The 13448-nt window shown below is 33.3% G+C and carries 7 protein-coding genes; 6 read left to right on the plus strand and 1 reads right to left on the minus strand.

Annotation, left to right across the window (positions count from 1 at the left end; all coding sequences use genetic code 11):
* The first annotated feature begins 536 nt into the window (after positions 1–536).
* From F6K54_RS06195 to F6K54_RS06220, 6 genes are all read left to right on the plus strand, one after another.
* A complete protein-coding gene (locus F6K54_RS06195) occupies positions 537–3536 on the plus strand; it encodes a sulfotransferase (RefSeq protein ID WP_293075678.1) in 3000 nt (999 codons plus the stop codon).
* A gap of 306 nt (positions 3537–3842) precedes the next feature.
* Positions 3843–5258 (plus strand): transposase, encoded by a 1416-nt coding sequence (locus tag F6K54_RS06200; RefSeq protein WP_293075680.1) that lies wholly within the window; start codon positions 3843–3845, stop codon positions 5256–5258.
* A gap of 74 nt (positions 5259–5332) precedes the next feature.
* Positions 5333–6430: a class I SAM-dependent methyltransferase gene (locus tag F6K54_RS06205; RefSeq protein WP_293075682.1), complete on the plus strand. Its 1098-nt coding sequence runs from the start codon at positions 5333–5335 to the stop codon at positions 6428–6430.
* A 57-nt stretch (positions 6431–6487) separates the two neighbouring features.
* Positions 6488–7603, plus strand: coding sequence for an FkbM family methyltransferase (locus F6K54_RS06210; protein WP_293075684.1), 1116 nt, complete (start codon positions 6488–6490; stop codon positions 7601–7603).
* Between the two features lie 203 nt (positions 7604–7806).
* Positions 7807–11418 carry an FkbM family methyltransferase gene (locus F6K54_RS06215; protein WP_293075686.1) on the plus strand — a complete coding sequence of 1204 codons (3612 nt, stop codon included), beginning with the start codon at positions 7807–7809 and terminating at the stop codon, positions 11416–11418.
* A 36-nt stretch (positions 11419–11454) separates the two neighbouring features.
* Complete coding sequence (locus F6K54_RS06220) at positions 11455–12384, plus strand: hypothetical protein (RefSeq protein WP_293075688.1); 930 nt, start codon at positions 11455–11457, stop codon at positions 12382–12384.
* 48 nt (positions 12385–12432) lie between these two features.
* Here the strand turns inward: F6K54_RS06220 and F6K54_RS06225 are convergent, their stop codons facing one another.
* Positions 12433–13416 (minus strand): hypothetical protein, encoded by a 984-nt coding sequence (locus tag F6K54_RS06225; protein WP_293075690.1) that lies wholly within the window; start codon positions 13414–13416, stop codon positions 12433–12435.
* Between the last annotated feature and the right edge of the window lie 32 nt (positions 13417–13448).

Here is a 13448-nt window from a genome sequence, read left to right on the forward strand (position 1 = left end):
GGAGTTGGGTAAAACCTAAATTTGTACGCTTTTTCAACCATCTACTGTTTGCTTTTCGACTTTGAAATTTTAACAGATTATGTGTAAAATCGCAAGATTGATTGGCATTCCCATACGGCGCTCTCCCGTAGGGAGAGCGCGGGTATAAATGCCAACATTTAGATAAATTTAGTCTGTCATAACTGAAAATTCAGACACAAATGGATAAATGGTCACAACTAAAAAATAAATATAAGTGATTGACAAATTTATATTAATATGGAAAGTGAAAATTATATAGCGGTGCTAACTTATCCTAATCAATATTAGACCTGTTTAAATTAGCAAGTTTTGTACAAAATATTAGACATCTCCAAAAATCAAAAATCAAATCAATTCTTATCCATAAATTATCAATTATTTCTCCCTGTTGCCTGTTGCCTGTTGTCTGTTGCCTCTTTTTTGGAGGTTTATATTAATTCCCGAGCAATACCAAAAATTGACGGTTGAAAAAATAATCTAGTAATATCAATAACTAATACATAACCAAAATCAATATGATCCAAAAAACAGAAAAATCAACTCTAATTATTACCAGTATGCACCGTTCTGGAAGTTCCTTAACAGCTTCCATCCTCCAAAGTTCTGGTTTACATATTGGTCGGAAATTAATGGAGGGAACAGAAGATAATCCTCAAGGATATTTTGAAAATTTAGACTTCTATGAATTTCATCAACAAGTATTAGAATCTCAAGGAATAGATAGAGATGGTTGGACACTCCAAGAAAGAATAGATATAGAAGAAAATTTTGTAGAAAGAGCAAAAGAAATTATCGCCAAAAATTCTATAAGTGGAAATTGGGGATGGAAAGAACCCCGTACAACTTTGTTCCTAGATTTTTGGGCAAATCTACTGCCAAATGCCAAATTTTTATTAATTTATCGTTCTCCTTGGGAAGTAGTTAATTCTCTGTATAGTCGGCAAGATAAAATATTTCAAAGTCAACCAGAATTAACAGTAAAATTATGGTTACACTACAATCAAAAAATTATTGATTTTTATAATCATGCTGCTAATCGTTGTTTATTGATAAATATTCAAACAATCATAAATAACCAACAAGTATTTATTGAAGCGATAAATCAAAAATTCAAGACAAACTTTAATTATCCCCCTGCCAATATCTACGAACCATCATTATTTAATAATCAATTATCAGCAGAGGACCATAGATCCACCCTCATAGATTATTACTTTCCTGAAGCGATAGAAATGTACCAGGAATTAGAAGCAAGAGCTTGGAAACCTGCCGATGAAACACCAGACTTTTCTTGGCAAGAAAAAATTAAATCATCTCCCTATAGAATTTGGGCTTTTCAAGACTGGATGAATTTTTGTAGTTTAGAAAGTCAGAATAAAAACTTATTAGCAGAGGTAGAAAAATATAAAGATCAATATCAACAAAGTCAATTAGAACTAACACAAACCAAGTCTCAATTAACACAAACACAAGATGAGTTAGAAAAATATGTTTCTCAACTCGATACCACCGAAACAACATTATTAGAATCTCAAAAACAACTCCACACCACAGAAACAGCATTAGAAGAAACTCAGTCTCAACTGAAAAAGGTTGAACATATTCAAACCAGATTTGACCAAACAGAAAAAGAACTAGCTACAGCAAAATCTCAATTACATCAAACTCAAACTGAGCTAACACAATGCCAGTCAAAACTACATCAGACTGAAAGTGAATTAAAAAAAGACCGGGAAATAGAAAAAGAACTTATACAAACAAAATCTGAATTACAGCAAACCCAAGGAGATCTAGTACAAAATCAGTCACAACTACATCAAACTCAAGAAGAACTAGAACAATTTACTTATAGACTTCAGCAAACAGAATTAGTATGGAAAAACTCTCAATCTCAGCTAGAGAAAACAGAAGTATTATTAGAAAAATCTGAATCTCAAAATAAACAAACTCAAGCAGAATTAGGGAAAGTAAAACATAATTTGTATGAGACTCAAGCCATATTAAAAGTTTATCAAAATCAACTACATCAAACTCAAGAAGAGTGGGAAAATTCTCAGTCTCAGTTAATAGTAACTGAAGCAGCATTACAACAAGACCGAGAACAGTTAAAAAATGCAGAAAAAGCATTAAAAAAATCCCACTCGCAACTGAAACAAACTCAGGCAGAATTAGGAGTAACAAAACATAATTTATGTGAAGCTAGAGGTGAATTAGTAGTTTATAAAAATCAGTTACACCAAACTCAAGAAGAGTGGGAAAATTCTCAATCAAAACTCACAACAACCGAGGCAATATTACAAGAATCTCAGTCAAAATTACAGGTAAAACAAGCCGAGTTAACAGAATCTAACTCTCAATTACAAAAGCATAAACAGGAATTAGAAAAGTCTGAATCTGAGCTGCAAAAAACTAGCCAAGAATTACAACAAACTCAATCTCATCTAAATCAAACTCAAGGGGAGTTAACAGAATCTAACTCTCAATTACAAAAGCATCAACAGGAATTAGAAAAATCTGAATATGAGCTGCAAAAAACTAACCAAGAATTAGAACAAACTCAATCTCAACTAAATCAAACTCAAGGGGAGTTAACAGAATCGAACTCTCAATTACAAAAGCATCAACAGGAATTAGAAAAATCTGAATATGAGCTGCAAAAAACTAACCAAGAATTAGAACAAACTCAATCTCAACTAAATCAAACTCAAGGCGAGTTAACAGAGTCTAACTCTCAACTAGAACAAAAAGAAACAATATTGCAACAGTCAGAAACACAACTCAAAGAACTTCAAAAAAATCAGCAGGAATGGGAAATATCCAAATCTCAATTACATAAAACAAAGCAAGAATTGAAGCGCACTAACCTACAAATGCAAGAACTTCAAACAGAATTAGTAGAATCTAATTCACAACTACAACAGACAGAAATACTATTGGAACAATCTCACTCTCAAATAAAACAGACAAAAACATTATTAAAAGAGTTTCAAACTCAGCTACATCAAACTGATGAAGAACGAAAAAATCAGCAACTACAATTACAGGAAACTCAGACAGTATTGCAACAAGTTCAGACTCAATGGAGACAGACAGAAATATTATTGCAACAATCTCAATCTCAACAACAAAACTCACAAAAAGAATTAGTAAAAACAAAGTCTCAACTAACACAAACTCAGTCAGAATTAGAAAAATTGCAGTATCAACAAGCTATTCTGAGAAATTATAAATCCGAGAGTCAAACCGAATATCAACTATTAGTTTGGGAAGCTTGGTATGCTTATCAAAAAGATGATTTAGTTGAAATGCAAGATCGTCTTCAGAAATCTTTGAAATATACTGAAAATTCTCGGACAGAAATAGTAATGGAATGGTTAGATAGTTTTGCTAATTTCTCTCAGCAAAAAGGTATAGAGTTTGATAGTGAAAAGCTCACTAATTCCGAAGAATGGCAAAAGTTAATGAAGCGGACAATGAAAATTCAGAATAAAGTTTTAGTAGGTAGTGAAAAATAAACAGGTAGAATACAGATTTAATTAAATAATATTAGACAAATAAAAAATGAGCAAAGATACATGAATATTCAACAGAAGAAATTACATCAGAATTTTTGTGAAAAAAATTAAGAATATTTGGAACAAATATAGGTAAGATAAAGTCACTTACTCAGACATAGTTAAATAATTTAATTTTTAGCTGAATCGGCGACAAATTGAATGGGCATCGAACCTATTCAATTTGTATGCTATCCCAGCAGAAGCTTTCGCCCTGGTTGAAAAACTTGTATTATTATCTTGCTATCGCACCGGAAATTTTCCACAATGCGCACTGCCTACCAATATAAATTAAGGCCCAACTCATACCAAATAGCCACAATAGAATTGTGGTTGGAATTGTTGCGTCGGCAGTATAACTATCGGTTAGGTGAAAGATTCTCATGGTGGTCAGAAAATCGTTGTCCAGTTAACGCCTGCCCCTTGGTGATGCCCATTCCTCAACTAAGAGATCATCCAGGTTATTACTCTCAAAAACTAGATTTAGTCAATACCAAGGACAAGTTTCCTGAGTATAAGCTAATTCATTCTCAGGTTTTACAGGATTGTATAAAACGAGTAAAACTTGCCTTTGATAGATGGTTTAAAGCAGACAAAAATGGACAGAAATTAGGAAAACCAAGGTGTCATTTCAGTTATCAGTTATCAGTTATCAGTTATCAGTTTTTAGCTATCAGTTTTAAGTTATCAGTTTCCAGTACCTCTAGCTGTAGCTTTGGGATTAAAAATACGGAATATTCTTTTTTTTATCCTCTTAAAAGAGGAGAATTTAGACCACAATTTTTCGGTAAAATAAAAGGACGTTATCGTAGTTTTACTTATCCTCAAATCAAACTTGACTGCATAGAAGAAAATCAAATTAATTTGCCCAAAATTGGAAAGGTAAAGTTAATTAAGCATCGTCCAATACCAGAAGGTTTTATAATTAAAACAGTGACGATTAGTCGTAAAGCAGATGGTTATTATGTAACTTTATCCTTAGAAGATAAATCAGTTCCAGCTTTGACAACTAAAGTTGAACCTACATTAAAAAATACTCTGGGAATTGATATGGGGTTGAAGGAATTCTTAGTAACAAGTGAAGGAGAATCAGTCCCCATCCCTCAATACTATCGAAAATATCAGAAGCGATTAAAAACTTTGCAAAAACGTTTATCTCGAAATAAAAAAGGAAGTAAAAGGAGGCTCAAGGATATTAAAGCTGTAGCTAAACAACATAAAAAGGTTGCCGATAAACGTAAAGATTTTCATTTCAAAACAGCAAATGAGTTATTGTCAAAAGCTGAAGTTATTGCCCATGAAAACTTAAACATTAAAGGGCTAGCAAAGACTCGTTTGAGTAAATCAATTAACGATGCTGGATGGGTCAAATTCTTGTCTATTTTAACTGTCAAAGCCGTTAGCGCAGCTCCTCCGCAGGAGGCAAATGCTGGACAGAAGACTATAGCAGTAAACCCCAAAAATACCAGCCAAGATTGCTCAAATTGTGGTGAAAAAGTTCCCAAAGAATTAAACATACGAACTCATTCCTGCCCACATTGCGGTATTGTAATAGACCGCGACTTGAATGCAGCGATAAATATAAAAAATAGGGCGGTAGGGCATTCCGTCCTGAAAGCTCGTGGAGTTCGATGCAATGGCAGGGCTACGAAACGAGAAGCCGACACTATAGCGCCAGCTTAGTGTGGGAGTATGTCACATTTTGATTTTATCAAGACCTTGGGAATATTTGAAAAAATTAAGGGGAAAATAAATTAATGGCAGCAACAATAGAAAAAGAACTAGAAGAAGCTAAGACTAAGTGGCAACAAACTCAGCAGGAGTTGGATAAAACTAAGTCAGAGTTGCATGATGTCAGAGAAGAATTGGAGCGGGCGCAATCTCAGTTAGATGAGGTATTAGGAGAGTTGGAGCAAACCCACTTTGAGTTACATCAGCTTAAGGAAAAGGGGGAGCAACAACAGTTGGATTCAGATGGGAAAGTCAAGCAGGAGTTGGCAGAAACTAAGTCCAAGTTACAGGAAACTGAGCAGTTGTTGGAGCAGTCCCAGTCACAATTAGGTGAGACTATGGGGGTATTGGAAGAGTATCAGTCTCAGATGGAACAGACGATGGGAACTTTGGAAGAGTCACAGGGGAAGTTGCAGCAGAAGCAGGAAGAGTTAGAGCAAGTAAAACAAGAGTCGGAACAAACGAAACTTCAACTACAACAGACTAAAATAGAACTAAGAAAATTAAAGGGTGACTATAAACCTGAATCTATTATCAAAGATTTGGTCAATATTCTTCAGGAAACAACAAAAGAAGAAAAAATAGATATGCCTCAAAATTTTAATAGAGGCAGTTTTCATCAGCGACAAAGAATTACTAGAGTAGCAGAATATTGCGTAGAAACATGGACTGGCGATTTGATAGAAATAGGTTGTTTTAAAGGAGAGACAACAAAGTTATTAGCTGAGGTTGCACAAAAATATAACAGAAGATTAATAGCAGTAGATCCTTGGGAAATAGGAACTCAAAATTGCCAAGGTGGAGAATATGAAACTTTCTTGAAAAATATTGAACCATATAAAAGTAATGTAGATATTGTCAGATTGTCTTCTTTAGATAAAAAAGCTATTGAGCTGATTAAAAATCGAGAATTATGTTTTGCATTTGTAGATGGTTTATACACTTACGATGCTTGTTTATCTGACATAAAAACAGTTGATCATTGTCAAGGTGTTATAGCTGTAGATGATCTATTGTGGAGTCCTGAAGTTGATAGTGCTTTTCATAAGGGTGCTGAAGTTACGAAGAGTCGTAAACTCTATCTTCCTATTTGTAGGGAAGGTTATCTGCTACCAAATATTTAGTATTTATTGGTTGAATTAGATAGGTTAAGATAAGTTTGTTAGATTTTTTTTAAGAATATGAGCTATATAAAAAAAGGAAATGAATATCTCCGTCAGGGTAAAATTGATGAGGCTATTGAAGCTTACCAGATATCTATTCAATTAAATCCTAACTTTCACTGGGCTTATTACAAGTTAGGAGATGCTCTCAAAAGAAAGGGTAAGATACAGGAAGCAGAAGAAATTTATCACAAAGCTAACACTCTGCAAAATAAGCTAGAAAATAATCAATTTAATCCTCAAATTAAATATGAAAAACTAATTCAGGAAATACATCAAGAAAACATTAGCTTAAAAACAGAAATAGATCAATTAAGGGGTATTTTATCTCAAATAGTCAATACTTCACTCAGTCAACTTTCTGCTTATTTTGATATATCAAGTAGACAGGGTAGAGCTTTATCAAATAAGATGTTAGTAGATTTTTTCTTGAATACTACAAAACTACTAAAACCTAATTATTTTTTTGACATTGGTTCTCGTGACGGTAGTACAAGTATCGCAGTTAAGAAAGGACTCCCAACAGTCAAGTGTTGTGCATTTGAAGCAAACATCAATAACTATGAAAGTTTTAAGGAGAGGAAAGAATTTAACGAGTTATCTATTGATTATAAATATTTAGCAATATCCAACCATAACGGGTTTGCGGACTTTCATATTCCAACTGAACTCAATGGACAGAAACTTGATAAGAATATAGGAAATTCCTCACTAATGATTAGTACACATCCAAGTTGTAAATATCAAGTTACAAGAGTAGAATGTTCTAAGCTTGATAATTTTTGTTTGAATAACAGAATTAATATAGATAAAGATCAAAATTTAGCACTTTGGATTGATGTTGAAGGAGCAGCACTACAAGTTCTAGAAGGTGCTAATAAGTGCCTTACTCAAACATCAATAATTTTAGTAGAAGTGGAAGAATACCCACATTGGACTGGTGCAGCATTAGCAGATGAGATAACCAGTAAACTTATTTCAAATAACTTTATACCTGTTGCTAGAGATTTTGAATATTCGATGCAATACAATCTAATTTTTATACACTCTAACTACCTCAATAAATGTAAAGGATTAGTATATAATTTTTTTAGTAATATTGGTAACAGAAATTATATTGGAGGAAGAAAATAAATTATTCATTAATGAAGAAATAAAGGCTGGTTAATAGCGATTATGTACTTTAGTTTGCAAAAAATCCAGGAGGATATGAAATGAATGGGGATAGGATAAAGTTTTACTTTGATAGATAAATGCTTACTTTAGGAAAATGTGATTTTTTTTCACTAACTAAATTGTAATTAGAATTGTATTAATAGTTAAAGGAATGTAAATTAATGCCAACAGGAATAGAAAAAGAGTTAGAAGAAGTTAAGAGTAAATGGCAACAAACTCAACAGGAGTTGGACAAAACTAAATCCGAGTTGCATGATGTCAGGGAAGAGTTGGAGCGATCGCAATCTCAGTTAGATGAGGTATTGGGGGAATTGGAGCAAACCCATTTTGAGTTACATCAACTTAAGGAAAAGGGGGAGCAACAGCAGTCTGAGTCAAATGGGAAAGTTAAGCAGGAGTTAGAGGAAACTAAGTCCAAGTTGCAGGAAACTGAACAGTTGTTGGAGCAGTCGCAGTCACAGTTAGGTGAGACGATGGGGGTATTGGAAGAGTATCAGTCTCAGATGGAAAAGACGATGGGGACTTTGGAGGAGTCGCAAGGGAAATTGCAGCAGAAGCAGGGCGAGTTGGAGCAGATTAAGGCAGAGTTAGCACAGAAGCAGTCGGAGTCAGATTCAGAATTGCAGAAAGAGTTGGAGGAAACTAAGTCTCAGTTGCGGGAGAGTGAGGAGTTATTGGAGAAGTATCAGTCGCAGTTGGAGGAGACGATGGGAATATTGGAGGAGTCTCATTCTAAACTTGGGGAAACAATGGGAGTATTGGAACAATCTCAATCCCAATTGCAACAAAAAGATCAAGAATTAGAAGATGCAAAATCTCAGTTATTACAGACTAAAAAAGAACTAGAGCAAGTTCAAAATATTCAACCTCAACCCTATCTAGAAAATACGAAAAATCAGACAGTACCTCTTGATTCAATACCAGCAAAAGGAGCAATTACAGGTCCGGAAATTGCGATTATTAAAAAGTTTATTACTGAGGGTAATGTCATATTTGATGTTGGTGCAAATGTTGGTAAGTGGACAGAAGAAGTTTTTAATTACTGCTCAAACGTGAAGCTACATTTATTTGAACCAGCTCCCCAGACATATAAAGTTCTAGATATAAAAATAGCGGAGCAAAAATTTAGGAAACAACCCGTTACTAATTGTATAGGAATTGCAGAAGATAATGTTGTCAAGCAATTTTATTACTACGATAAACATAACGTATTAAGCACATTTAAGCGCCGTCTTAGTATTGACAAGATAGGTAAATATGGATTTCCTAGAGAAATTAAAGCTTTAACAACTACTATTGATAGTTACTGTCAGCAGAAGGCAATTAGAAGAATTAATTTCCTGAAAATAGATACTGAAGGGAGTGAATTAGATGTTTTATTGGGGGCAAAACAAAGTTTACAGAGAGGAAAAATAGACTACATTCAATTTGAGTATGGTGGTACATATAAAGACGCTCAAATAACTCTTAAGCAAGTATTTGATTGTCTGCAAAAATATCGTTACTCAATCTTTAAAGTTTTACAAGACAGACTAGAATATAAACCAGAGTTTGTTCCAGGTGATGAAAACTATCAGTATAGTAATTACTTAGCAGTAAATGAACGTTTTCTAGATAATGTATTAGGTGAAAAGCCGAGACTATTAGATGTACCTCAACTCTGCATTGAACACTCAATTAACCCTAAAGGTGTAATTCATGTAGGAGCACACGAAGGTCAAGAATTCAATTACTACAAAAAAATGGGAGTCAAAAATGTATTATTTATTGAAGCTAATCCTGTTGTCTGTGAACGATTACAAACTAAGGTAGCATCTTATCCAAATGTCAAAACTGTCAATTGTGCAATTAGTAATGAAAACGCTACGGTTGAACTCCATGTAACTTCTAATGAACAAAGTAGTTCAATTCTTCCTCTGAAAAAGCATCAAGAGATTTATCCTCACATTAAAGAAACTCATAAAGTTAAAGTAGAATCTAAAAAGTTAGACACATTATTACAAGAACTCAAGCTTAATGCTTCGGACTACAATATACTAAATATTGACATCCAAGGTGCAGAGTTATTGGCTTTGCAAGGTGCAACTAATTGGTTACGATATGTTGATGCAATTAATACGGAAGTTAATTATGAAGAACTTTATGAAGGATGTGTATTAATTGATGAATTAGACGAGTTTCTAGACCAAAATGGTTTTCAAAGAGTAGCAACAAAAACTCCTCACCCATCTTGGGGAGATGCTTTTTATATCAAAAAGCCATTGGTTACGATGTCCCTCCTAAGTAAAGCTCGCTTTGGCAATCAGATATTTTTATATACTCTCTTAAAAATTCATCAAAAAGAACATGATGTACGAGTAGAAACAACACCCTGGGTAGGTCAATATTTATTTGGTCATAACGATCCACCAATTTCTAAAACTTTGCCTGAGTTTACTGATTCTGGTTTGGCCATTCTTAATGCTAAAGAACCCTACAAAAATGTAGAATTTAGTGGTCCAGTTTATCAACTTCATACTCAATATTATGCTCCTTATAAAGAGTTCTTTCAGTCCCTGTTTCAACCAGTGCCACAAGTAGAAGTCAGAATGAGGGATGCTGTAAATAAGTTACTAGAGCGTGGCAAAACTATTGTTGGCATACATTTACGACGTGGTGATTACCAAAAACTAAAGAGGAGTTACACTTTTGTTGCTCCTACTGCTTGTTACAAAAAATGGCTAGAAGGTTTGTGGGAAACTTTAGATAAACCAGTATTGTTTATTGCAAGTGATGACTTAGCAGGAGTTGTAGATGATTTTGCTGATTATAATCCAATAACAATTAAAGATTTAGGTGTTCAACTGCCAGAGGCAGATTTTTATCCAGAGTTTTATATTTTGACCAAATGTGATGTTTTAGCTATTTCTAACAGCACTTTTTCTTTTACAGCAGCCATGCTAAATGAAAATTGTAAGTTTTTCTTCCGTCCTCACTTACAAGCTAAAAAGTTGATTCCTTTTGACCCCTGGAATAGTGAACCTTTATATAAGCATGGCTATGGAACTTGGGAAGAACCGACTCAACAAAGCTATAGTCAATTCTCAACAGAGGTTGTAACTAAGTCTCAGAGTTCTATCCACAATTTTATCGGCCAATTTGTTAACAGAGGAGATTTAGTTTTTGATGTTGGGGCAAACCAAGGTTTGAAAACAGACTTATATTTAAGTATTGGTGCCAAAGTAATATGTTTTGAACCTCAACCACATTGCGTGGAAATTCTGAATCAAAAATATCAGAATCATCAAAATGTAGCGATTGTCAACAAAGGTTTAGCAGCAAAGTCAGGACAATTAGAGTTGTCAATATGCGATCGAGCAAATGTGTTATCAACTTTTTCTGAACAATGGAAAACAGGTCGTTTTGCTAACCAAAAATGGGAGAAAAAAGTCACGGTAGAAGTGACAACTCTAGACGAAATGATTCAAACTTGGGGTCTGCCACAGTTTTGTAAAATTGATGTAGAGGGTTTTGAGCATCAAGTATTACAAGGACTTTCACAACCTATACCTTATTTATCATTTGAATTTACTATCGAGTTTATCGATAATGCGAAAAAAAGTATTCAATACTTAGTAAGTTTAGGATACAATCTGTTCAACTTTACTCAAGAAGACCAGTCAAAGCTAACAATGTCAGAATGGGTGTCTGAAACACAGCTTTTTGATTCTATAGAGTCTAAGTCTACTCATCAAAAATCATTATGGGGAAATATTTATGCAAAATATGAATAGTCAATACAGATATTTTTTTACTAACTAGGGAGAATAATGATGAAATGGTTTTTTGGAATTAATGATTTTTCTAATTACTTTGAAAATTACTCACAACTAATTAAAGTTGCTGTATATACAGCAAATCAAAATACTACCTTGGAGCCATTTTGTATTTATGATGGTGAAGAAAATGAGTTGACTAAATGGCTAAGAGAAAATAATGTCAATATTATTTTTCACCGTACTCCTCACTATCAACAATTAAAACAATCTTTTTCCCATGCTTTACCTACTGCGGCAGGAGCATTTTTGAGAGTAGAAATCCCTAAAATAGTTGAAATTCACGGTATCAAAGATGAATATGTTTTGTACACAGATTGTGATGTAATGTTTTTTAATGACGTAGTTGATTATCTAAAGAATTTAACGTGCAAATATTTTGCAATAGCACCACAAGAAAACCCTGATGATTGGGTTAATCAAGTTAATACCGGTGTGATGTATATGAACACTAGAAATCTTTTAGATGTTCATGAAGATTTCAACAAATTTATAGATCAAAATTTAGGTGAATTGTTGAACCAATCTTACGATCAAGGAGCTTATAAAAGATATTTTCGGGGAAAGTGGGATAGGTTAGACTTAACAATGAATTGGAAACCTTATTGGGAAATTAATCAAGATATTAAGATACTTCATTTTCACGGACCTAAACCTATTTCTAGTCAATTAGAAGCAATAAAAAATAATCAGTTGCCTTCCAATCATCCCTACATTACTATGGGATTGATTAACAATAATTTCTGGTATTATACAAGAGTTTGGCAAGAAGCTTATCAATCAATGACTGCTCAGACAAAAACAGAATCAAACTATATAGATAGAGGGATAGATCTGCTATCATCCCGATTACAAAAAATTAAAATTGAAATGAATGCTTATAACTCTAAATTAACACAATTTAAAACACAGCTATTAAAGTAGCCAAGATTCGTTCTTTCTAGAAAAGAATTAACCATAGCTGTAAATTAACTACTTTATTGAATCAGCGTATTGGTGAGGTACTTCTGGTGGCTGAGGAAATAATAACTCTTGTTTGCAATCGTTAATGAATCTAAAAGCAGAGTATCTATTGTGATACCATGGGTTATTAGTTTCTGCCATTAAGCTTTTTTTCAACTCATCATATTTATTGTCAACGTAATCCCAAGTTAGATGATAACATTTAGACTTTAGAGTAGTAGCAGAGCGCATATTTCTGTTGATATTGGCATAGTAGTGAACTGAGCAATCATGGAAGTAAACGTTATTTTTTTTCCGAAAATTTAAAAAGTCTTTCCAGTCTGAAGCTCTAAATGTTTTGACTACCCATCCAGCATTACGCTCCTTGTATAAATCGTTTTTGAATTTAACATTATTTTGTATTTGTAGAATTTTATGTCTGAGAGGAACACTGGCATTACCTAAATGTAACTCACCACTAACAGAAAATACTTCTGGACACTTTTCTAAAATCACAATCTGTTCATCTAGCCATCCTTTATCTGGAACTAAATCCCCATCTGTAACTATTATATACTCATAATCTAAATCTAATAAATTACTATCAAAGGCAATTTCAAAAGCATTAGTACCTATATTTTTATCAAAAATAAAATGATTTTTAACTAAACCTTTTTCTCTATATAAATCTACAACTTTTTGAATAGTATTAGAATAGACACTACTATTTTCTATCACACTTACATCTATTCTGTCCTTTTCCGGTAATAATCCCTCTAAACAACGTTCTAATACTTCATTAAAATAAAAAGTTAAAAGTATACAATGCACTAATTTCTTCTGTATTGATATTTCTACTTCTTGACTTTCTTTAATTGAAGAACATGATAAATTTTTTAATTTAGTCTCTACTTGTTGTAAAAACTTCCTATGATAATCCAGAGACTGAGCAGAGCTGTTCAACTCTAATCTAGTTTTTTGAATATTAGCTGATGATTGTGGTGTTTTTGACATATCTAATTTTGTTAAGAATCAATAAAAAATAA

This window comes from Okeania sp. SIO3B5 (genome assembly GCF_010692555.1).
In the GTDB taxonomy this organism is placed as follows: domain Bacteria; phylum Cyanobacteriota; class Cyanobacteriia; order Cyanobacteriales; family Microcoleaceae; genus Okeania.

Coding starts and splice junctions, on each gene's coding strand:
- F6K54_RS06195 (WP_293075678.1), top strand. CDS start 537: ATGATCCAAAAAACAGAAAAATCAACTCTAATTATTACCAGTATGCAC.
- F6K54_RS06200 (WP_293075680.1), top strand. CDS start 3,843: ATGCGCACTGCCTACCAATATAAATTAAGGCCCAACTCATACCAAATA.
- F6K54_RS06205 (WP_293075682.1), top strand. CDS start 5,333: ATGGCAGCAACAATAGAAAAAGAACTAGAAGAAGCTAAGACTAAGTGG.
- F6K54_RS06210 (WP_293075684.1), top strand. CDS start 6,488: ATGAGCTATATAAAAAAAGGAAATGAATATCTCCGTCAGGGTAAAATT.
- F6K54_RS06215 (WP_293075686.1), top strand. CDS start 7,807: ATGCCAACAGGAATAGAAAAAGAGTTAGAAGAAGTTAAGAGTAAATGG.
- F6K54_RS06220 (WP_293075688.1), top strand. CDS start 11,455: ATGATGAAATGGTTTTTTGGAATTAATGATTTTTCTAATTACTTTGAA.
- F6K54_RS06225 (WP_293075690.1), bottom strand. CDS start 13,416: ATGTCAAAAACACCACAATCATCAGCTAATATTCAAAAAACTAGATTA.